Origin of the sequence: Streptomyces sp. NPDC008313, assembly GCF_042956125.1 — a bacterium.
GTDB lineage: Bacteria > Actinomycetota > Actinomycetes > Streptomycetales > Streptomycetaceae > Streptomyces.
The window spans coordinates 136137-157375 of the sequence record NZ_JBIBFR010000009.1; the positions used below are offsets into that span (position 1 = coordinate 136137).

21 protein-coding genes are annotated in these 21239 nt (G+C 71.5%); 9 read left to right on the forward strand and 12 right to left on the reverse strand.

The features are described from left to right. Nucleotides 1–223: 223 nt before the first annotated feature. The 4 genes from ACFY93_RS14250 to ACFY93_RS14265 form a co-directional block, all read right to left on the reverse strand. Complete coding sequence (locus ACFY93_RS14250) at nucleotides 224–1210, reverse strand: hypothetical protein (RefSeq protein WP_391357669.1); 987 nt, start codon at nucleotides 1208–1210, stop codon at nucleotides 224–226. Next, nucleotides 1207–2682: a M48 family metalloprotease gene (locus tag ACFY93_RS14255; protein WP_391357673.1), complete on the reverse strand. Its 1476-nt coding sequence runs from the start codon at nucleotides 2680–2682 to the stop codon at nucleotides 1207–1209. The genes ACFY93_RS14250 and ACFY93_RS14255 overlap by 4 nt, the downstream gene beginning before the upstream one ends. A gap of 194 nt (nucleotides 2683–2876) precedes the next feature. Further along, a complete protein-coding gene (locus ACFY93_RS14260; RefSeq protein WP_391357676.1) occupies nucleotides 2877–3650 on the reverse strand; it encodes a hypothetical protein in 774 nt (257 codons plus the stop codon). Nucleotide 3651: 1 nt separating this feature from the next. Beyond that, nucleotides 3652–3879 (reverse strand): hypothetical protein, encoded by a 228-nt coding sequence (locus ACFY93_RS14265; RefSeq protein ID WP_391357678.1) that lies wholly within the window; start codon nucleotides 3877–3879, stop codon nucleotides 3652–3654. Between the two features lie 461 nt (nucleotides 3880–4340). Here ACFY93_RS14265 and ACFY93_RS14270 point away from each other — a divergent pair, with 461 nt between their 5' ends. Further along, entirely contained in the window at nucleotides 4341–4748 is a 408-nt protein-coding gene (locus tag ACFY93_RS14270) for a hypothetical protein (protein WP_391357681.1), read from the forward strand. A gap of 248 nt (nucleotides 4749–4996) precedes the next feature. On the opposite strand, the gene ACFY93_RS14275 is transcribed toward ACFY93_RS14270, so the two are convergent. After that, complete coding sequence (locus ACFY93_RS14275) at nucleotides 4997–5281, reverse strand: hypothetical protein (protein WP_391357684.1); 285 nt, start codon at nucleotides 5279–5281, stop codon at nucleotides 4997–4999. A gap of 436 nt (nucleotides 5282–5717) precedes the next feature. Continuing rightward, nucleotides 5718–6341 carry a TetR family transcriptional regulator gene (locus ACFY93_RS14280; RefSeq protein WP_391357687.1) on the reverse strand — a complete coding sequence of 208 codons (624 nt, stop codon included), beginning with the start codon at nucleotides 6339–6341 and terminating at the stop codon, nucleotides 5718–5720. A gap of 220 nt (nucleotides 6342–6561) precedes the next feature. On the opposite strand from ACFY93_RS14280, the gene ACFY93_RS14285 reads away from it, so the two are divergent. The 5 genes from ACFY93_RS14285 to ACFY93_RS14305 all read left to right on the forward strand — a co-directional run bounded on the left by ACFY93_RS14285 (nucleotide 6562) and on the right by ACFY93_RS14305 (nucleotide 12026). Next, nucleotides 6562–7230 carry a DUF2218 domain-containing protein gene (locus ACFY93_RS14285; RefSeq protein ID WP_391357690.1) on the forward strand — a complete coding sequence of 223 codons (669 nt, stop codon included), beginning with the start codon at nucleotides 6562–6564 and terminating at the stop codon, nucleotides 7228–7230. Between the two features lie 374 nt (nucleotides 7231–7604). After that, a complete protein-coding gene (locus tag ACFY93_RS14290; RefSeq protein WP_391357692.1) occupies nucleotides 7605–8561 on the forward strand; it encodes a hypothetical protein in 957 nt (318 codons plus the stop codon). Nucleotides 8562–9017: 456 nt separating this feature from the next. Continuing rightward, nucleotides 9018–10451, forward strand: a complete 1434-nt coding sequence (locus ACFY93_RS14295) for a DUF2252 family protein (protein ID WP_391357695.1) — start codon at nucleotides 9018–9020, stop codon at nucleotides 10449–10451. 91 nt (nucleotides 10452–10542) lie between these two features. Further along, on the forward strand, nucleotides 10543–11559 hold the full coding sequence (locus ACFY93_RS14300; protein ID WP_391357698.1) for a hypothetical protein: 1017 nt from the start codon (nucleotides 10543–10545) through the stop codon (nucleotides 11557–11559). Between the two features lie 137 nt (nucleotides 11560–11696). Then, nucleotides 11697–12026, forward strand: a complete 330-nt coding sequence (locus tag ACFY93_RS14305; protein WP_391358026.1) for a rhodanese-like domain-containing protein — start codon at nucleotides 11697–11699, stop codon at nucleotides 12024–12026. 199 nt (nucleotides 12027–12225) lie between these two features. Here the strand turns inward: ACFY93_RS14305 and ACFY93_RS14310 are convergent, their stop codons facing one another. From ACFY93_RS14310 to paaA, 5 genes are read right to left on the reverse strand one after another with little or no spacing between them, the layout of a single operon-like run. Then, nucleotides 12226–13296 carry a 2Fe-2S iron-sulfur cluster-binding protein gene (locus ACFY93_RS14310; protein ID WP_391357701.1) on the reverse strand — a complete coding sequence of 357 codons (1071 nt, stop codon included), beginning with the start codon at nucleotides 13294–13296 and terminating at the stop codon, nucleotides 12226–12228. Continuing rightward, on the reverse strand, nucleotides 13296–13868 hold the full coding sequence (gene paaD, locus ACFY93_RS14315; protein ID WP_391357704.1) for a 1,2-phenylacetyl-CoA epoxidase subunit PaaD: 573 nt from the start codon (nucleotides 13866–13868) through the stop codon (nucleotides 13296–13298). The genes ACFY93_RS14310 and paaD overlap by 1 nt, the downstream gene beginning before the upstream one ends. After that, entirely contained in the window at nucleotides 13862–14629 is a 768-nt protein-coding gene (gene paaC / locus ACFY93_RS14320; protein ID WP_391357707.1) for a 1,2-phenylacetyl-CoA epoxidase subunit PaaC, read from the reverse strand. The genes paaD and paaC overlap by 7 nt, the downstream gene beginning before the upstream one ends. After that, complete coding sequence (gene paaB, locus ACFY93_RS14325) at nucleotides 14626–14913, reverse strand: 1,2-phenylacetyl-CoA epoxidase subunit PaaB (RefSeq protein WP_391357710.1); 288 nt, start codon at nucleotides 14911–14913, stop codon at nucleotides 14626–14628. The genes paaC and paaB overlap by 4 nt, the downstream gene beginning before the upstream one ends. Continuing rightward, nucleotides 14910–15992, reverse strand: a complete 1083-nt coding sequence (gene paaA, locus ACFY93_RS14330; RefSeq protein ID WP_391357713.1) for a 1,2-phenylacetyl-CoA epoxidase subunit PaaA — start codon at nucleotides 15990–15992, stop codon at nucleotides 14910–14912. Before paaA ends, paaB begins: the two co-directional genes overlap by 4 nt. Nucleotides 15993–16250: 258 nt before the next feature. On the opposite strand from paaA, the gene ACFY93_RS14335 reads away from it, so the two are divergent. Genes ACFY93_RS14335 through ACFY93_RS14345 form a run of 3 tightly spaced genes read left to right on the forward strand, consistent with a single transcriptional unit; the run spans nucleotide 16251 to nucleotide 19413 of the window. Then, nucleotides 16251–17225, forward strand: a complete 975-nt coding sequence (locus ACFY93_RS14335; protein ID WP_391357716.1) for a DUF5819 family protein — start codon at nucleotides 16251–16253, stop codon at nucleotides 17223–17225. Next, nucleotides 17222–18550 carry an HTTM domain-containing protein gene (locus ACFY93_RS14340; RefSeq protein ID WP_391357719.1) on the forward strand — a complete coding sequence of 443 codons (1329 nt, stop codon included), beginning with the start codon at nucleotides 17222–17224 and terminating at the stop codon, nucleotides 18548–18550. The genes ACFY93_RS14335 and ACFY93_RS14340 overlap by 4 nt, the downstream gene beginning before the upstream one ends. Next, nucleotides 18547–19413: a TrmH family RNA methyltransferase gene (locus tag ACFY93_RS14345; protein WP_391357721.1), complete on the forward strand. Its 867-nt coding sequence runs from the start codon at nucleotides 18547–18549 to the stop codon at nucleotides 19411–19413. The genes ACFY93_RS14340 and ACFY93_RS14345 overlap by 4 nt, the downstream gene beginning before the upstream one ends. A 20-nt stretch (nucleotides 19414–19433) precedes the next feature. On the opposite strand, the gene paaN is transcribed toward ACFY93_RS14345, so the two are convergent. Next, complete coding sequence (paaN, locus tag ACFY93_RS14350; RefSeq protein WP_391357724.1) at nucleotides 19434–21140, reverse strand: phenylacetic acid degradation protein PaaN; 1707 nt, start codon at nucleotides 21138–21140, stop codon at nucleotides 19434–19436. Nucleotides 21141–21239: the final 99 nt, after the last annotated feature.

Below are 21239 nucleotides of genomic sequence, written 5' to 3' on the forward strand. Positions count from 1 at the left end.
TTGCATGCTCACATGTTCGGGGCGGTCCTGGCATTGCCTGTTCCCGGCAATCTTTACGTGTTATTGATGCCGGACTCTGCACCGCCCGACATCCTCCGAAGGAGGCCCGACGGTGGTTCGCCGGGGGAGGGCGCTGGGGTGCGACGCAGGCTGTCGCAAGCCCTTCGGCGTCTGTTCAAAGGGCACTTGCGGGAGGCCGAGCGGGACGGTGCCTTACGGCACGTCAGGGCCCCGGGGACGACAGGGCCCATGACGAAGTGAGCGCCGTGGCGCCGCTGAGGGCGAATGACACGGTGGCGACGAGGCTGCCGTCGGTCAGTGCGAGGCCCGGGACCGCGGCGATGACAGCGCCCAGGACGGCGGCGTGAGCGCCTGGCCGCCACCAGGGCTGCGTGGGCGGCGGCTTTGAACCGTCCGGGAAGAAGGAGTCACGCAGGTCGGCGCGGACGGCATCACGCTCACCGACGAGCAGGCGGCGCGGAGGACGCCGGTGCAGGCGCCCCAGCGGCACCAGTCGTGTGCCGTCGGTCAGTTCCGCAACCAGGGCGGCGCGACCTCGGACTCCGTGATGCGCGGTCACCGTGACAGGTTCGGCCGACCCCTGGCCGAGGACGGGATGCCACATGACCCGTTGCCAGGCGACCGGCAGACCGGGCTGGTCGGTTTCGGCCAGGACCAGCCAGGTGGTGTCCGACAACAACCACCCTGCGGCACCGGTGCGTTCGCCGCATCGCACGATGGCGCTCATGGGGCGCCCCGGCCGTCGTGCCGCCCAACAAAAGCGCAGGCCGCGCCGCGCCCAGACGCCGCACACAGCCGCCGCCGCGACACCGGCGAGACCGATCGGGACGAGCAGGTCGTCCTCGGCCGCGGTCTCGTCCGGGTCGGCCGGGAAGCCGCGCGGACGGGTCTGGCGGGGGTCGTAGGCGATGGGGAAGGAGCGGCCCTTGGTGTAGCGGTCGGTGTTGTAGATGCCGAAGCGCTGCACGTGCTCATGGCCGGCCTGATCGGTCCACCGCACGCGGATGTCCTCCTCGTCGCCGATGTCGTCCTCGACGACCCGGCCGACGGTACGGGCCATGGCCCGGTCGCGGGCGCTGTCGTACCGGTGGGCATGCACGCCCAGCCAGGTGGCGAGCAGGGCGAAGCCCGTCATCGTGCCGACCACGCCCACAAGGGCGACACGCAGGGCGGGACCAGGACGTCTCATACCGGAACCTCTTGAGTGCCGATGTTCTCCAGCAGGGCTCGCACGGGCTCCGGGTCTGCGCTGTCCACAGCGGCGGAAAGCAGTTCGTAGACGTCGAGCACGCTCCTGTCCTGCGCGGTGAACACGGTGCTCATCCACGGGCTGGCGTAATCCCAGCCCGCCCCGCGCAGCAGGGGGACCAGGGCTGTTCCCATAGCTTCGACCAGTACGTCGCGGGAGGCCGAGGGACGCTCTGCGGCAGGCATCCACCGCAGGGCGGGTTCGAGCCGGCGGGTCAGACGGGGCCAACTGCCGTCGCGAACAGCTTCGAGCGCGGCGGAAAGCGCCTGGACGGGCGTCTCGCAGCGGGTTGCGGTCAACAGCGCGAGCGCATCCCCGTCATCGTGCCGGGCGTGGAGTCGGCCCGTGTCGCGGTCGAGCAGGCGCACCGGCTCAGGTGGCTCGTACTGGCGCCCACGGCCCGGTGGACGCTCGTTGCCCCGGGGAGCCTTGTCCCGCGCGCCCTCGACGCCCGGAGCGTCCAGGCCGGCCAGCCGGTGGACGCACCACTGCTCGATCGCCGTCGCCGCGTGGAGCGTGAGCGGTTCGTTCTCCCAGAAGCGGGAGCCCTGGGCCTGCGGCAGCGCGGCCAGCCGCTGGCCGAGGGGCGGGTGACCGGCCGCGTGGTACGGGTCGAGGGCCTCCTGCGCGGCCACGACGTCGGCAGAGCGGCGGCGGACGAGCGGGTCCCGCAGCGCGGCGTCGAACGCGTCGTAGAAGTCCTCCGGATACGTATGCTCCTCGGCCAGTTCCGACAGCCACCTCTCACCGATCCCCTCGAACGTGGCGACGGAGGCGTGGAGCAGTTCCAGGGCCTCGGCGGTGTTGTCGGAGCCCGCGACGCGGGCGGCGTCGGCGTCGGCGGCCAACTCCGCCTGCCAGGCTTGATGCTGAGAGGCCCGCAGCAGCGGTCTGGCCAACGGTGCGAGCGGACGGAAGCGGCCCTCCAGGCGCTGGGCGAGCGCGGAGCGGGCATCCAGCAACCAGGATGCGCGCCGATTGCCGATGTGCTGGCGATGCGCGAGCTCGTGCCCGATAACGGCTGCCAGCTGTCCCACGGTCAGCGCCCTCAGCAGAGGCAGGCCCAGCAGCAGAACATAAGTGTGCGCGCCGGACACCTTCGCGCGCCCCAGGGCCGCCTCCGGCTCGGGCGCGATCCTTACCAGCAGGTGCTCCCGGAATCCGACCTGCTCGGCCACCGCCCTGACCACAGCGGCCAGTTCCGGCTCCTCACCGGGCTGCACAGCCCTGCCTGGCAACGCCTCCCGGCCGCCGAAGCGCCGCAGGACGCCCATCATCATCCACATCAGCGGCGGAAGGAACGCCTGCGGCAGATGCCATATGACCGCCACGGCGAGCAACGCCGGGGTAAGGCAGACCACAGGCAGCCAGGCGACCGCGAACATCGCCGTGATGAGCAGCCACTCACGCACTGCGGAAGCCCGGTCCGAACTGTGAGATATAGGGGTGTCCATCACTTTCCTGTCGTTTCACGGGGGGTGGCCGGACTCTTGGGAGCTGAACGGGCCTGCCTGTTGCCCGGGGACCATGACACGGATATGACAGCCCAACGCAGTACAGGACGCTGCTTTTCCCGTACTTGGCCGACGCACGTCGTCGGCTCGCGTCAGCGGGACGGAGTGGGCTGTCGCGTGTGACGGCCGGCCCGTCGCGATTCAAGCCGTCGCATCAAGCCCCAGACGGCCCCGCTGAGTACCGCCCACAACGCGACGACTCCCCACGGGCCGGTCCAGGTGCCGAACACGCTTGCCGGGAAGGCGCACAACGCGGAGCCCAGCGCCTGCTTGCCGCGCAGGACCAGGAGCCCCGGAAGGCCCTCGGCGGCGTACGTAGGGGCGCGGGCGAGCACGACGCCCCCCGCGAGGGCGGCGAAGAGTCCGCAGGAAAGCAGGGCCACGGCCACGGAGGCCGCGATCAGCGGTTCGCCCTCGGGGGTGTCAGCGGACCGCTGGGTCAGGCCGTCCTTGCTCACCGCGGTCGCGTAGTCACGCCACACGGTCACCATCACCATGTCTCCGGCCTTCAGGCGTTCGAGCAGCGGTTCGCTGCTCCCCATGTCGAGTTCGGCAGGCACCGGTCGGGGTCCGGCGAGCTTGAGCGTGTGCTCGGAGTCCTTGGCCCGGTCCCGGATCACCGTGCCGCGCACGGTGGCCCGCACTTCCCGCAGACAGTCGCCGACGACCGTCCCGGAGCAGGGGCGGGCGGTGTGAAAGGCCTGCTCGTCGTCCATCAGGTCGGGCACGGCGGCCAGGCCGATACCGGCGGCGACCACCAGGGCGATGCCCAGCATCGCGGCACCGGCTCCCCAGGCGCGGTGGCAGAGGGCACGCCGGCGCAGACCGCGTGGTGTGCGGGTGAGGACGTGGCGGTCGAGTACCACGTCAGGTACTCCGCAGCCGGGAGCAGACGGTGAAGACGACCAGGGCCACGACGAGTCCCGTTTCGGTGGCGAGGGTATCGGCGGGCAACCGGGCCGGCGACGGCCGCAGGGCGTCGGCGACGAGGAACGCTGCGGCAGATCCGGCCAGTGCCGCGACGGCACCCGGTCCCCAGAGGCGGTGACGCAGCCAGAACCAGCGGGCCAGGACCATCACCACCGGTGCGGACACCGGCAGCTGTTCCTCGCCCAGCAGGGCCAGGAGTGCGTAGGCAAGTCCGCACAGGACAGAGCACCCGATCGCTCTCCATGCCGCATCGCTCCATGCAACCGGAGCAGGGCGTACTTCATTCACCGCCTGTGCCTTTCCTGCTGAGTGCCACGGTCATTGAGTCACAGCCCTGTCCGCGGGGGTCATGCCACTCAGCGGCATGATCTGAGGCGGCCCGACTGCCGGACTACGGCAGGCAAGACTTGTTCCTGGCTGCACATTGACCGGATGAGCGGAGGCACCGCCGTGAAGGCCTCCAAGGAGACCGCTGCCACGACCGAGCGCTGCCGGCCGCTGCGGTCTTCCACAGCGGCAGCGAGGCACGGCCATCCAGGAGGCCTCCCGGCGGAGCCACGCCAGCATGCCCGTGAACGTCCGGGTCACTTGGGAGAACCTTGAGGTCGAAACTCTACGGTGACACGGTGAGGTGCGATCTGCGGGAACGATGGGACGGACAGCCGCTATGGGCGAAATGGGTTCGCGCGGCGTACATGATCGGATTCCTGGAAGGAGCCTGCGTCCACATTCTCGATCTGGCCACTGACGGCATCCATGCCTATGCGTCGTTTCCTCAGGTTCCTGCGCAGGTGTTCTTCGTCAGCTTGGCGATTCTCGATCCGCTGGTGGCCGTTCTGGTGGGACTCGTGCGGCGGGAAGGGGTCTGGCTGGCAAGCACCGTGATGGTGATGGACGTCTTCGCGAACGGGTGGGGCAACCGGCACTGGCTACAGGACGATCCTGCGAAGCTGGTGCCCATGTTGCCCATCACCCTGTTCGGACTGTTCGTCGTCGCGTGCTCGTTCCCCTTGCAACGCAGGGTTACCAGGTAGGCGGCCAGGCCTCCGGTGAACATGCCGCCTGGCTGATGACTCACGCGCCAGATGAGTCCTGCTCACATGGCCAGCGATCACCCTGATCACCCGCCGAAGCTCCCGCAGGAGCGGCCGGCTGGCATCCCACGAAGCCGACCGGGACTGACCGTCTCAAGGTCAGGGCCGTCACCTTGGCCTGTGGCGCCGCGTCAGTCGCCGCCCTTGAGCCCACTCCCGTCGCCCGACAAACCTGTCAGGTGATTCACCTATTCGCCCGCCAAGACCAGCAGGTCACCGCCGTTTGACGGTTCCGTCACGGTGTGTCCCAACTGGACCAGCAGGCCCGAAACAGCAGCCCGGACGAGCGTCCGCATGCTGTCACCCACGGCTCCGGGCTGGTCTTTCGCCAACGAGGTGAACCCATCTGAGGCCGTCCATCCCACCAGCACCCCGGTCGGCACCGTCGTCACCGCAAGCCCGCTTCTGCCGTCCTCCGCATCTTGACCGACGAGGTGGAACCCCGCCTCGATCAAGGCATGCCGAACCTGCACGAGGAGATCGGACCGTGCAGACGACACAGCCATCGCCTGCCCTCAGATCTCAAGATCAAGCGTTCCCCTTGGGAGCGGGCATTCATGAAGCCAAGAGTCCGCGTCGGTTCCGCTCACAGTCTTGCGACGGCTGTTGGCGAGGGACGTGGGAAATGATCTCCCCTTGCATGGGAAACGATCACTGAGAGACCGCGCAACACTGCTGACCAGCGAGTTCCGTCGGTGCCCCACCAGGAGAAACCGACGAAACGGGTCTCCGCCAGTGACGAAAGTCCTGGTGGGGCCCGTTTCTCGTTGTGCAGTCAGTCAGTCAGTCAGTCACGGCCCGGGCAGTGACGTGACAGGGCCCCGATGGTGAGCTATCTCACGGTCAGGTCCCTACCTATTCATCGATGACCAGCGCTGCCACCCCACGCGACGCTCACGGGCGGCGCGCTCAAGCGCCTGGCTGCACCGGCTCTCGGTGACGGCTCGCGGGTCGGTCCTCTCCTCGTGATGGCCGGAGCCCCGAGAGGGTGACGCTGACGAGCCGGCGGACCGCTTCCTCGGAGGACAGACCTCCTGCGGCGGACAGGGCGTGCAGGCAGTAGTCGGCCAGCTCGCCCGGGGAGACGTCGTGGCGGACCTCGCCCGCCCTGCCGGCTTCGGCGATGACGCCGCTCACCAGATCGTGCAGATGCCGCTGAGCCTCGACGACATGCCGGGTCCTGTGGACGAAGGCGGCGATCTCTCCGTCCTGGCGCCGCTTGTACGTGATGTGCGCGTACCCGCGCAGGACCGCTTCGAGCCGGGCCGCGGGCCCGCCGGCGTGATCCCGGGCCCGGCCCAGCTCGTCCAGGTGGGCTGCGACGTGGCGCTCGTGCCAGGCGATCAGGATCGACTGGACATCCGGGAAATACTTGTACAGCGTCGCGCGCCCGATCCCGGCCTCCTTCGCGATCTGCGACATCGTCACCGACGCCAGGCCGTGCTCGCCCACGAGCGCGACGGTCGTCTCCACGATGGCGTCCTGCACGGCGCGGCGATGCGCGTCCATCGTCTCGTCCCACAACTTCGGCATACGCCTGAGGATACGCAACGCCGTGGGCGTGACACTTTGTCTTGACAGAGACAATGTGTCTCGATAAATCTGGTCGGGTCGAGAGGAGAGGCCCCTATGCCGGAGGCGCCACTCGCCCGCAGTGCCGGCCTGGCCGGTGTCGCGACACCTTCATCCCTGGCGGGCGTGCCGGCTTGACGCGCCTGGGACACAGGGCCCGTACTCGAGATAAGGAGCGGTCATGCCGACCGCAGAAACCCGCCTCGCGACCGACCGCGCGAGCCGCTACCTTGTCCAGCTCTGCCGCCATCTGCGCCAGATGCCCCGCATGAGCCGGCGTCCGCCTGGCGGCCACGGCGGGGGCGGGGCGCGGCCTGAGGTACGGCATGTCGAGTTCACCGACACGCACGGCACGGTCCGCTTCGCCGACGGCCTGTGGACCCTGGACGCCACAGCGGACGCGCTCGTGCTGCGGGTCGACGCCGACGACGAGGAGGCGCTGCAGCGTCTCCAGGACGCGGTCACCGCGCGCATCGAGAAGATCGGCCGGCGCGACGGACTGCAGGTGCACTGGCGGCGGGCCGTGCCCGACGCCTCGCCGCGGACGAAGCACGATGCGGAAGACGGCGTCAGTGGCTCGGGCGGGAGCCGCGGCCGCCGGGGGGCCACCCTGGGCCTGGTGACGGCCGGAGCGCTGATCGTCGCGGTGCACCTCGGGATCGGCGGCGCGGCGCTGGCCGACGCGAAGTGGACCGGCTGGGCCGTCAACGCCGTCCTGGCCCTTGTCCTGGTGAAGCTCGTGCTTCTGGGCAGCCATTTCTTCCTCGGGCGTGCCGCGCTGCGACGCGGCGTCGTGTTCCGCCACCGCAGGAAGGCGCACGAGCAGACCGGAGCTGATGCCGCAGGCTGAACGCGGTGAATCCCCGGCATGCTCGGCCGAGTAGCCGGGGTGCCGCCGCGGAGAGTGAGTGAGGCGGGAAGCCGGTCCGCCGACACGGTGTCCGCCCCGGATGCGTGAACAAGTGCCGTGCCACACAGTGGAATCAGGCACGTTCAAACCGCCGTTCCTCCAAAGATTTTCGAACGCGGGCGCACCTGTGTGCTCTGCCGATTTCGGGCGACCCGCCATCGAGCTTGCGGCGCACCGTGCTGCCCTACGTACATCCCGCGTGCCGCCGTGCCCCGTGCGCCTGCCACGCCGCGCTGCCGTATGTGCCCTTCGGTGGCCGTGCAGCCGCGCAGGCGACCTCGCCGACTGCAGCGATTCAGGAAGGCCGAGCCCGCATGAACGCCTTTCCCAAGCCCGTCATTGACGCCATGGCCGATCGCGCCATGCGCATGCACCACATGCTGTGGCACAGGACACGAGACTCGTGGTCCGTGCTGACTCCGCAGGAGAAGGCGGTCTTCAGCGCCCACGGCTGGGTGCCGCCCCGCCCGTCCCTCGGGCCGCCGGACCCGGCCACCGGAGTCAGGCCGGTGGAACTCGACAACAAATCGGGCGAGGACTTCCTGTACATGCACCGGCAGATGATCGCCGAGGTCAACGGCATCCTGGCCGAGGTGGGCGATCCCCAGTACCCGCATGTGCAGGGGTGGGTGACGATTCCGGCGCCGGACGACCCCGACTTCCCCGTCCCGCCCGCATACGAGCTGCCGGGCGACCCCGGCGGAACCCAGGGTCTTCTGGACGTCAAGTCGAAGGAAGCGTACGACCAGATCCACGCACTGGAGACGCAGGTCACCGACCCGGCGGTACTTGGCCAGATCACCCTCGGCCGCCTCGGCGCCGCCGTCGAGTTCTTCATCCACAACACGCTGCACATGCGCTGGTCGACGCGGATGCCCGAATACCGGCCCGGAGGTGACGAGTTCAATGTCGACCCCAAGTGGGACGACTCCGCCTACGACTGGCTGGGCGACACCTACTCCTCCCACGTGAACCCGCTCTTCTGGAAGATTCACGGATGGGTGGACGCCCGGATCGACGACTGGATGGCCGCCAACAACCTGCAAGGGCAGGTGCCATGGAGCTTCGATCCGCCCTGGAGCGGGCATGAGGGCGCACACGACCACGGCCATCACATGATCGCCCATCTCGCGCTGCGAGCCCGGCCGGGCAACGCCGAGGCCGATGCGCTGCGGTCGCGCCTGGGCGCCATGGAGGCGACGGTCGAGGACCTGAAGCTGGCAGGCGTCCGGGAACCGGCCCGCTTCCCGGTCCACCACGGCGAGCTCTGACCGAGCGGCGCCGGATCAGGCAGCATCCTCGTCACCGCGGGGAAGCCGGCCTGCCCCGCTCGGGCCAGGCCGGTACCGCTGCCGTGGTCCGCCGCGCGCAGGAAGTCGATGTCCCGCAGGTCAATGACCTGCGGGACTTCTGCGTCGTCCGGGAACGCGGCGCGGCCGGAGACGGGGACCGGGGGCCCGGGCGGGGGCGGAGCCGCGTGGCGGCGTGTGGCGGTGCGTGGCGGCGTGTGGTCGGGGCGCGGGTTCGTCGGGTGGGCGGGTGGGCGGGTGGGCGGGTGAGGACAATCACACTGTCCGATCGACGTGTGGGGCGCGCCGCGAGGGTTCGGAGGCCCCGTTGTCCACAGCGGTCGCGTTGTCCACAGGGGCTGACGCGTTCCGGTGGGGTGGTTGTACGGTCGTCCACGAGTTGATGTTCGTGCGTTCGCGCAGGGGGAGGCGGTCGGCATGACCGAGGTGGTTGCCGGGGTGCCGGCGGGGCCGGCGGGGCCTTCGAGGTCCGGTGTCGTGGAGGTGCCGGGGTTCGCGAGGTGGCCCGAGGAGGAGTCGCCCAAGAAGCGGGGGAAGGCGCTGCGCGAGCGGGTCCCCCGTGGCGCGCACGCCGAGCTGACGCTCGATCCCGGGCGGCCGGACGCGGTGACCGCGGTGGAGGAGTCGGGACGCGGCCGGATCTCCCGGCTGACCCCGCTCCGGGTCGGCAGGATGGCCGCCACTCCCTTCGCCTTCCTGCGCGGGTCGGCCGGCCTGATGGCGTACGACCTGGCCCGGACCCCGATGACCCGGATCAGCGCGCAGATATGCGGTGACGCGCACGCGGCCAACTTCGGCCTCTACGCGGACGCCCGGGGCGGTCTCGTCATCGACCTGAACGACTTCGACGAGACGGTGCCCGGCCCCTGGGAATGGGACCTCAAGCGGCTCGCCACCTCACTGGTCCTCGCGGGCCGCGAGGCCGGAGCGGACGAGGACGTCTGCCGCGCGGCGGCGCACGACGCGGCCGGGGCCTACCGCCGCACGATGAGACTGCTCGCGAAGCTTCCGGCGCTCGACGCGTGGAACGCCATCGCGGACGAGGAACTCGTCTCCCACACCGACGCCCACGACCTCCTCGGCACGCTGGAGCGGGTCTCCGAGAAGGCGCGGGCCAACACCAGCGGGCGGTTCGCTGCCAGGTCGACCGAGGCGACCGAGGACGGCGGGCGCCGCTTCGTCGGCGCGCCCCCGGTGCTGAGCCGCATACCCGAGGCGGAGACCGCGGCGGTGGCGGCGGCACTGGAGTCCTACCTGAGCACGCTCGCCCAGGACCGTCTCCCCCTCCTCGCCCGGTACGCCGTGCACGACGTCGCCTTCCGGGTCGTCGGTACGGGCAGCGTGGGCACCCGCTCCTATGTCGTGCTGCTCCTGGACCACCGGGGCGAGCCCCTCGTCCTCCAGGTCAAGGAGGCCCGGCCGTCCGCTCTCGTCCCCCACCTGGCGACCGCGGGCCTGCCCGTGCCCGGCGTGGAGCACGAGGGCCGTCGCGTGGTCCTCGGCCAGAAGCGCATGCAGGTCGTGAGCGACTTCCTGCTCGGCTGGACCACGGTCGACGGCCTGCCCTTCCAGGTCCGCCAGTTCCGCAACCGCAAGGGCAGCGTCGACCCCGCGGCCCTCGCCGCCGACCAGATCGACGACTACGGCCGGATGACCGGCGCCCTTCTCGCCCGGGCCCACGCGCACAGTGCCGACCCGCGCCTCATAGCCGGGTACTGCGGGAAGAACGACGAGCTGGACGAGGCCATCGCCGCCTTCGCCGTGGCCTACGCCGACCGCACCGAGGCCGACCACACGCGGCTGGTGGCGGCGGTCCGGGAGGGCCGGATCGAGGCGGAAACGGGCGTCTGAGAGGGCTGAGGGCGATCCGTGCCCGACGGGCGTGCCGGCGTCCGCCGGTGATCCGGAACGGGCGCCGCGGGCCGTGGCCTACGCTGGTCGGGTGACAACGCCGGAAGCTGAGCAGAGCCAGGTCCCGACCGCCGACGAGGGCGGCCGGGAGCCGTCCGGGCCCGGTGCCCCGGACGCCGGTCAGGAGGCCGCACAGGCGCCTGGTGCGGCCGGGACGGACCCCGAGGGGGCCGAGGCGGGAGCTGAGGAGACCCTGGCGGCCGAGGAGACCCGGGCGGCCGGGGCCGAGGCGGCTGGGGACGAGGCCCGCCCCGAGGAGCCGGCGTCCGCGCCGTCCGAGGGCGAGGAGCGGCTGGAGCGTGCCGTGCGGGCAGCCGAGCAGGCGCTGATCGAGTACGAGATCGCCGTGGAGACCTTCCGTGTGGAGGTCGACAACTTCTCCCGGCTGCACCACCAGAAGCTCGGTCCGATGTACGCGCGCCTCGACGAACTGGAGGCTCAGATCGCCGAGGCGCGTGCGGCGAGCACCGGCGACCCGGAGGACGCCCGCAAGGCCCGGGAGGCGAGGGCCCGCGTCATGCCCATGCCGGGGGTCGAGGAACTGTTCCACGGCTGGATGGACGGGGAGGGCCTGTTCCCGGAAGCGGTGGCGATGCTGACGGAGCAGCCCGTGCGGCCCCCGGAGCGGGTGCGTCCGAGCGACGAAGCCCGTCGGCTCTACCGCGACCTGGTCCGCAAGGCCCACCCGGACCTGGCGCAGGAGGAGGGCGAGCGCGGGCGCAGGGACGAGTTCCTCGTCCGGGTCAACGCGGCTTACAGCCGGGGCGACGAGACGATGCTGCGGGAGCTGACCGAGGAGTGGGCCGCGGGTCCTGTGCCCGAGGAGCGCGAGCCCAGCCGCAGCGAGGAGCTGTACGCCCGGCTGGAGTGGCTCGCCCAGCGCAAGGAACTGCTCAGCCTGCTCGCCCGTGAGCTGGAGGAGGGCGCGATCGGGGCCATGCTCAAGCTGGCACCGGACGACCCGGACCGGCTGCTCGACGAGATCGCCGAACAGCTTCTGACGCAGGTCGGCGAGCGCGAGGCGGAGCTGGCCCGGCTGACCGCGTAGCCCGCAGGACCGGACGGTGCGGACCGGACCGTGCGGATCGGACCGTGCGGACCGGACTGTCCTGGACCGGACTGTCCGGAGGGGCCGGATCGCGGGTCCGGTCGGGTAGCGTCGGAGACATGCGTTTTGGATCTGGTGTGCCCACGGTCGAGGTCGGGGATCTCGCGGAGAAGGACTTCCTGCTGGACGTCCGGGAGGACGACGAGTGGCAGGCGGGCCACGCCGAGGGGGCTCTGCACATTCCCATCGGTGAGTTCGTCGCCCGGTACGGCGAGTTCACCGAGGCGGCGCCCCAGGACGGGCGGGTCCATGTGATCTGCCGCTCCGGCGGCCGGTCGGCCCAGGTCGCGATGTATCTGGTCCAGCAGGGTGTGGACGCGGTGAACGTCGACGGTGGCATGCAGGTGTGGGCGGCCGCGGGCCGGCCCGTCGTGGACGACAAGGGCGAGCCCGGCTTCGTGCTCTAGACCGGGAGCTCCAGCCCTCGGTCTCTCTGGGCCCGGTGCTCCGGCTCCCGTTCCCGCCCCGCCCCGGCCGGGCCGGGGCGCAGGCCCCGGTTCGGTCTCTGTTTCTTGCGCGCGCGGTCCCCGTCAGGCTTCGAGGCCTGACGGGGACCGCGCGCGGCGTCTCTTCGGGAGGCGGCCGGGCCGTGCGGCCAGGGGGCCGTCACCGGTCGAAGTCGAGCTCGACCTTCTCCGTGGCCGGATGCGACTGACAGGCCAGTACGTACCCCGCCTCGGTCTCCTCGGGCTCCAGCGCGAAGTTGCGGTCCATCCGCACCTCACCGGAGACGAGGAAGGCGCGGCAGGTTCCGCAGACTCCGCCCTTGCAGGCGTACGGGGCGTCCGGCCGGTTGCGCAGCACCGTCTCCAGCAGGGACTCGCCCTCCTGCACCGGCCACGTGCCGCCGCGGCCGTCGAGCCGCGCGGTCACCGTGCTGTGCGCGGGCGCGGGGACGGTGGACGCCACGGCGGTGCCACCGTCCACATGGAAGATCTCCTGGTGGATGAGCGACCGTGCGACGCCCAGGTCGCGCAGCGCCCGCTCGGCGCCCTCGACCAGTCCGAAGGGCCCGCACAGGAACCAGCCCGCCACCCGGTCGACGGGCAGCAGCGCCCGGATCAGTCCGGTGAGCCGCTCCTGGTCGAGCCGCCCGGACGGCAGTCCCGCCTGCTGCTCCTCCCGGGACAGCACCGTCACCAGCTGGAACCGGTCGGGGTAGCGGTCCTTCAGGTCGGCGACCTCTTCCAGGAACATGGTCGAGGCGGACGTCCGGTCGCTGCGTATCAGACAGAACCGCGCCTCGGGCTCGCGTGCCAGCAGCGTCGTGACGATCGACAGGACCGGGGTGATCCCGCTGCCGCCCACCACCGCCGCGTACAGCCCGGGTGCCGGGTCGAGCGTGAACCGTCCCGCCGGTGTCATCACCTCGATCTCGTCACCGGCACCGATCTCCTTGAGCGCGTACGCCGAGAACGCGCCGCCCTCGACGAAGCGCACCCCGACCCGCAGGGTCCGGGGGCCCTCGCCCTGCGGTGCCGAAGCGGGCGCCGGGGAGCAGATCGAGTAGGTGCGCCGGACCTCCGTGCCGTCGATCGTGCGGCGCAGGGTCAGGTGCTGGCCGGGGGAGTGCCGGTACGCGTCGCGCAGCTCCGGCGGCACGTCGAGGGCGAGGGCCACGGAGTCGTCCGTGAGCCGGTCGACCTCGGCCACCCGGAGCGGGTGGAAGCGGGCCATCACAGCTCCTTGAAGTGGTCGAAGGGTTCACGGCAGGACAGGCAGCGGCGCAGCGCCTTGCACGCGGTCGACGAGAAGCGGCTGAGCAGCTCCGTGTCGGTGGAACCGCAGTGCGGGCAGGCGACGGGGGCCGGGTCGGCGGCGTCCCCCGCCGGAGCGCCGCCGGTGGCGGTGCCGGTGGCGGTACGGACCGGTCCCAGCTCGACCGGAACGGGTCCGGCGGGGCGCTGGGTACGCGGGGGTGCTATCCCGAACTCCCGCAGTTTGCGGCGGCCTTCGTCGGAGATGTCGTCGGTCGACCAGGCGGGCGACAGCACCGTGTGCACGGACACCTCGCGCACGCCGTGGTCGTGCAGCACGCGCTCGATGTCGGCGGACATGGCCTCGATGGCCGGGCAGCCGGTGTACGTCGGCGTCAGCTCGACCTCCACCGCGCCGGTGCCGCCGACGTGGACCGCGCGCAGGACCCCGAGATCCTCCAGGGTGAGCACGGGAAGCTCGGGGTCGGGCACGGAGCCGGCGAGGCGGCGCAGCTCCTCCTCGAGCGGAGTCGTGGACGTGCCGGTCACCATGACGCCCCCGGGTGGCTGCGGTGCAGGTGCTGCATCTCGGCGAGCATCCGCCCGAACGACTCGGTGTGCAGTCCCTCGCGTCCCGCACCGGCGGTCCAGGCACCGGAGCGGGGTCCTTCGGGCACCGTCAGCGTCGCCTGGCGGAGGACACCGGTGACGGACTCCAGCCAGGACGTCTCCATCGCGGCCCAGCCGACGTCCACGCCCTCGACGGGCCGGAACAGCTCGCCCGTGAAGCGCCACAGGGCGTCGCAGGCCCGCTGCATACGGCGGTGGCTCTCGTCGGTGCCGTCGCCGAGCCGCAGGGTCCACTGCTCGGCGTGGTCCTGGTGGTAGGCGACCTCCTTGACGGCCTTCGCCGCGAGCGGTGCGAACCGGCTGTCCGTGGCCGTCAGCCGCGAGTACAGCAGCCGCTGGTAGGTGGAGAAGTAGAGCTGACGGGCGACGGTGTGCGCGAAGTCGCCGTTCGGCTGCTCCACGAGCTGGAGGTTGCGGAAGGCGCGCTCCTCGCGGAGGTAGGCCAGCTCGTCCTCGTCACCCGCCATGGAGAGCAGGACGCGGGCCTGGCCCAGCAGGTCGAGGGCGATGTTGGCGAGTGCCACCTCCTCCTCGAGCACCGGGGCGTGCCCCGCCCACTCCCCCAGGCGGTGGGAGAGGATCAGTGCGTCGTCGCCGAGGGCCAGCGCCGCGGCGTCGACGGCGGAGCCGGCCGCGGTGGCCTGCGAGGCGTCCGTCCCGGGCGTTGCGCGTGCGGTCGTCACAGGTGCTTCACCCCGTCGGGGATCTCGTAGAACGTCGGGTGGCGGTACGGCTTGTCCGCGGCCGGCTCGAAGAACGAGTCCTTCTCGTCGGGGGACGAGGCCGTGACGGCGGTGGAGGGCACGACCCAGACCGAGACGCCTTCGCCGCGCCGGGTGTACAGGTCGCGCGCGTTTCGCAGGGCCATCTCGGCGTCCGGAGCGTGCAGGCTGCCGGCGTGGGTGTGCGAGAGGCCCCGGCGGGAGCGCACGAAGACCTCCCACAGAGGCCAGTCGTTGGTCGTCATGCTCGTGCCTTTCCGTGCGTGTCCGCCGTGCCGGCGCCGTGGCTGTCGCCGCTGTAACCGCTGTCGCCGTTGTCGCTGTCGTGGGCACCGCCGGCCGCTCGCTTGCCCGCATACGCCGCGGCGGCCTCGCGTACCCACGCGCCCTCGTCGTGTGCGCGCCTGCGCTGGGTGATCCGCTGTTCGTTGCAGGGGCCGTTGCCCTTGAGGACCTCGCGGAACTCGGACCAGTCGATGGGCCCGAAGTCGTGGTGTCCTCGCTCCTCGTTCCACACCAGGTCCGGGTCCGGGAGGGTCAAGCCGAGCGACTCGGCCTGGGGGACGCAGATGTCCACGAAGCGCTGGCGCAGCTCGTCGTTCGAGTGGCGCTTGATCTTCCAGGCCATCGACTGCGCCGAGTGCGCGGACTCGTCGTCGGGCGGGCCGAACATCATCAGGGACGGCCACCACCAGCGGTTCACCGCGTCCTGGGCCATCTCGTGCTGCTCGGCGGTGCCGCGGCTCAGGGCCAGCAGCAGCTCGTACCCCTGGCGCTGGTGGAAGGACTCCTCCTTGCAGACGCGGACCATCGCGCGCGCGTACGGCCCGTACGAACAGCGGCAGAGCGGGACCTGGTTGGTGATCGCGGCGCCGTCCACCAGCCAGCCGATGGCGCCGACGTCCGCCCAGGTGAGCGTCGGATAGTTGAAGATCGACGAGTACTTCTGGCGGCCGCTGTGCAGCTTGTCGAGGAGCTCGTCCCTGCTGGTGCCCAGGGTCTCCGCCGCGCTGTACAGGTAGAGACCGTGGCCCGCCTCGTCCTGGACCTTCGCCATCAGGATGGCCTTGCGGCGCAACGAGGGCGCCCGCGTGATCCAGTTGGCCTCCGGCTGCATGCCGATGATCTCGGAGTGGGCGTGCTGCGCGATCTGGCGGACCAGCGTGGAGCGGTACGCGTCGGGCATCCAGTCGCGGGGCTCGATCCGCTCGTCGGCCGCGACGGCGGCGTCGAAGACGGCCTCCTGCGCGGCCGCCCACGCCTCATCCTCTGCCGGTCCGCTCGCGTGCGACCGGGCCGTGTGGTGCGCTGCTGCTGTCGCCATGCCGTCCCCCTCGACCTCTCATTCCCTACCGACCGATCGTTCGGTTCATTCGACTCAATGGTGGGTCGGGCGCCGTATGGTGTCAACCGCTGTGGATAACCTCATGGCCACGGTGGTGACCGCTGTGGCCAAGGGGGCTGTGCCGGGCGGGTGGGCCTGAGTACCTTTCCTGTGCGAACGCCGCGGCGCGGTGCACGCGGGTCGCGCGGCGTCCCGCTGCCCGGGGCGGCGGCGGACCGGGAACGGAATCGGGGCTGCATGGACGCGCAGGACGCGCACGACGAGGGCGCGAACGCCCGGCACGGGCCGAAGGGCACACCGTCCGGCCCGGAGAGCGACGGTTCGCCCGCATTCGCCCCGCGGATACCGGCCCCCGCATCCGGAACGCCGAGCCCCCCCGGCTACCCGGGCGCCCCGGGCACGTTCGCGTCCGCGTCCGCCGATGAAACGGCTCCCGTGCCCCCCGGCACCGTGCCCCCCGGCACCGTGCCCCCCAGCACCGTGCCCCCCAGCACCGAGCTCCCCGGCACCCCGGCCTCCGGCGCCGCGCCCGTCGGCATGGCCGCGCTGTCCCTCCGGTACCAGATCGTCGCCGCCCTTGCCCTCGCGGTCGTCGCGGTCGCCGCCGTCGTGCACCTCGGCATGGTCTTCCTGCACGTCGCCCCCTCGAACACCGTGACCAAACAGCACGGGCGGGCGATCGACGAGTGGATCTACCCCGAGTTCGAGCAGAACTGGAAGCTCTTCGCCCCCAACCCGCTGCAGCAGAACATCGCCGTGCAGGTGCGGGCCGAGGTCCGTACGCCGGACGGGGCCCGGAGCACGACGGGCTGGTACGACCTGTCCGCGCGCGACGGCGCGGCCATCGACGGCAATCTGCTGCCGAGCCACACCCAGCAGAACGAACTGCGCCGGGCCTGGGACTTCTATGTCGGCACGCACGACAACGACAACCGGCCGGCCGGTCTGCGGGGTGACCTCTCCGAGCGCTATCTGCGCCGCATCGCGGTGCTGCGTCTGGACCGCGCCCGGGCCGGCGGTGACGGTGCCGTCGTCGAACGGGTGCAGTTCCGCTCCCGTACCACCAACGTGCCGGCTCCGAAGTGGAGCGAGGAGCAGGTGTCCGACGAGCCGTTGATCCGCGAGCTGCCCTGGTGGACGGTGTCCGCGGGAGACCTCGCGGACCTCACGGAGGCCGGGACCGAGGACAGGACGGAGGCGGGCGCGCCGTGAACCGTTTCGCCCTGAGCGTGTCGCGCGCGGTCACCCGTGTCACGGAGACGGCCCTGGGGCCGTACCAGACGGCGGTGATCCGGATCGGGTTCTCGGTCACCTGGCTGCTGTTCCTGCTGCGTGAGTTCCCGCACCGCCAGGAGCTGTACGGGCCCGACGGGCCCTGGAGCTGGGACCTCGCCCAGCGGCTCATCACGGACAACGGCGCCTTCAGCGTCCTCATGTGGTCGGACGGCCGGGCCTGGTTCGAGGCCGTCTACGCGCTGGCCGTCCTGTCGAGCGCGCTGCTCCTGGTGGGCTGGCGCACCCGCACGATGTCCGTGCTCTTCATGGTCGGCGTGCTGTCGCTGCAGAACCGCAGCATCTTCATGGGCGACGGCGGAGACAACGTCATCCATCTGATGGCGGTTTACCTCGTCTTCACGCGCTGCGGCCAGGTGTGGTCGCTGGACGCGCGCCGGGCCGGAAGGGACCGGCTCGACCGGACGGCACGCGCGCGTACCACTGCGCTTCCCGCACCGCCGGTACAGCCCGGAGAGCCCGCACTCCCCGAACAGCCCGCACTCCCCGCACTCCCCGAACAGCCCGCACAGTCGCCGGCCCGTGCCGACCGGGTCGGCCCGCTCCTGTGGGCCGTGCTCGGGCTCGTACTGCTCGTGGCGTCGGCCACGGGGAAGCTCGGCGGCGGCCTGCTGATGGAGCTGGTGCTGTGGGGGTCCTGGTCGGCCCACGGCCTGTGGTGGCTCGCCGGCCGCTCGGCGCGTGGCGCGCAGCCGCGGATCCTGCTGGACGTCCTCGGCAACATCGTCCACAACGCGGCCCTGCTCGTGATCATGGCCGAGGCGTGCCTCATCTACTCGACGGCCGGCTGGTACAAGATCCAGGGCTCGCGCTGGCAGGACGGGACGGCCGTCTACTACCCCCTCCACCTCGACTACTTCTCGCCCTGGCCCGCCCTCTCGGACCTGCTGACCGCGCACGGCACCCTGGTGATGCTGGTGACGTACGGCACGGTCGCGGCGCAGGTCGCCTTCCCGTTCACCCTGTTCAACCGGCGGGTGAAGAACGTCCTGTTGGCGGCCATGATCACCGAGCACGCCGTGATCGCGGTCGTTCTCGGGCTGCCGTTCTTCTCGCTCGCGATGATCGCCGCCGACGCGGTGTTCCTGCCGACGTCCTTCCTGCGATGGGCCGGAGGCCGGGCGGCACGCGCGCGTGGACGGCTGTTCCCGGGCGGCGGGAACGGGACGGTGCCGGGGCCGCGGGGGAAGGAGCGGCGCACTCCGGAGACGGCCGGCCGGGCGCACGTAGGCTTCACGGCATGAGCGCCACCGATCCGCACGGCACCCGGGGAAGCGTCGAGGGGCATCAGCCGCGACTGCACCGGGGTCCGGAGCCGGGCACGCACCCGGATCCGCCACGGGACCGCCCGGAGGCCCGGCGCGACCCGGTGCGGGTCTGGAACGAGCTCACCGGCGCCGCCGTCCTGCTCGACGGCTTCCACGCCCTCAAGCACGCGGTCCGCTTCCAGGCGGACGTCCAGGTGGCGGTCACCGCCGACCGCAAGAGTGCCCTCGCTCTCGCGGACGAGCTCGCCCCGGACGTGCGGGACGCGATGGACGCACTTCTGGTGGAGGTCCCGGAGAGGACGCTGCGCGCTCTGGTGGCGCGCCCGCATCCGACGGCCGTGGCCGCCCTCGCCGTACGGCCCCCGCGCGAGGCGAATCTGCACACGCTCGCGCGGATGCCCCGCGGCGCGCCCGTCGTCGTCCTCGACGAGCCCCGCAACCTGGGCAACGCGGGCGCCGTGATCCGTCTCGCGGCGGGCTTCGGGGCGACCGGCGTGGTCACGACGGGCACCCTGGACCCCTGGCACCCGACGGTGCTGCGCGGCGGTGCGGGGCTGCACTTCGCGACGGCCGTGGAGCGGCTGCCGGTCGCGGAGCTGCCGCCGGGGCCGGTGTTCGCGCTCGACCCGGAGGGCGAGGACATCCGGGGGCTGCGGCTCCCGGACGACGCGGTGCTCGCCTTCGGCTCGGAGCGCAGCGGCCTGTCGCCGGAACTGCGCGCCCGCGCCGGCCGTCTGGTGTCCCTGCCGATGCGCCCCCAGGTCTCCAGCTACAACCTCGCGACCAGTGTGGCCATGACGCTGTTCCACTGGAGTGCCCCCGGGGGCGCGGCCCTCTAGGGCGGTCTGGGCTTCCCGGCTCAGGCCTCCGTGCGGACCTCGACCACCCGGAAGCGGTTCGCCACGAAGGCGCCGTCGCACAGCGCGGCGTTCGCCGCGGCGTTCCCGCCGGAGCCGTGGAAGTCGGAGAACGCGGCCGTCTGGTTGACGTACACACCGCCCGTGAGGTTCAGCGAGAGCTGGGCGCACTCCTCCAGGCAGGCCTCGCGGACGGCCTCGGTGACGTCGTCGGAGGTGGTGTACGCGCCGACGGTCATCGCTCCCTTGTCGCGCACCGTCCGCCGCAGCAGTTCCACCGCGTCGTCGGCGGAGTCGACGGCCACGGCGAAGGACACCGGGCCGAAGCACTCGCTCATGAAGGCGGGCTCCTCCTCCGCGCCGTCCCAGTACTTGCGCGCGCCGTCGAGCTTGACGATCACGGGCGTACGGACGACGGCGTCCGGGAAGTCCGGGTTGGTGACCTCGCGGGAGGCGAGGGCGACCTCGCCGAGACCGGCGGCGGCCTCCAGTCGGGACTTCACGTCCGGGTTCACGATGGCGCCCAGCAGGGCGTTGGCGCGCGCGTCGTCGCCGAGGAGTCCGCCGACCGACTTCGCGAGGTCCGCGACGACCTCGTCGAAGGACCGGGGGCCCTCCTCCGTACGGATGCCGTCGCGCGGGACGAGCAGGTTCTGCGGGGTGGTGCACATCTGGCCGCTGTACAGGGACAGGGAGAAGGCCAGGTTGGACAGCATGCCCTTGTAGTCGTCGGTCGACTCCACGATCACCGTGTTGACGCCGGCCTTCTCCGTGTAGACCTGCGCCTGGCGGGCGTTGGCCTCCAGCCAGTCACCGAACGCCGTGGAACCGGTGTAGTCGATGATCCGGATCTCCGGGCGCAGGGCGAGGGTCTTGGCGATGCCCTCGCCGGGCCGCTCGGCGGCCAGCGCAACGAGGTTCGCGTCGAAGCCGGCCTCGGTGAGCACCTCGCGGGCCACCTGGACGGTGAGCGCGAGCGGCAGCACCGCGCGCGGGTGGGGCTTCACGAGCACCGCGTTGCCCGTGGCGAGGGAGGCGAACAGGCCCGGGTAGCCGTTCCACGTCGGGAACGTGTTGCAGCCGATCAGGAGGGCGATGCCGCGCGGGACGGGTGTGAACCGCTTGGTCAGCGCCAGGGGATCACGCTTGCCCTGCGGCTTGATCCACTCCGCGGTGTCCGGGGTGCGGACCTGCTCGACGTACGCGTACGCCACCGCTTCGAGGCCGCGGTCCTGGGCGTGCGGGCCGCCCGCCTGGAGCGCCATCATGAAGGCCTGGCCGCTGGTGTGCATGACGGCGTGCGCGAACTCGTGCGTCCGCGCGCTGATGCGGCTGAGGATCTCCAGGCAGACCATGGCGCGCACCTCGGCGCCCGCGTCGCGCCACGCCCGCTGTCCGGCGCGCATGGCGGGCAGCAGCACGTCGACGTCCGCGTGCGGATAGCTGACGCCCAGCTCGATCCCGTACGGCGAGACCTCGCCGCCCACCCAGTCGTCCGTGCCGGGCTGGCCGAGGTCGAGGCGACTGCCCAGCAGGGCGTCGAAGGCGGCCTTGCCCTCGGCCGCCCCCAGGCTGCCGTTCTCCCCGTAGGCCTTGGGGTGCTCGGGGTGCGGGGACCAGTACGCGCGCGTGCGGATCGCTTCCAGCGCCTGGTCGAGCGTGGGCCGGTGCTGTGCGATCAACTGGTTCGCGGTGAGCTCGGCGGCCATGAGGGACCAACTCCTCGTCTCTGGAGCGCTTCATCGCACTCGCGAGCTGGGCAGGGACGTACGGACAGAGTTAGAGTAACCGAACGATCGGTCGGGACA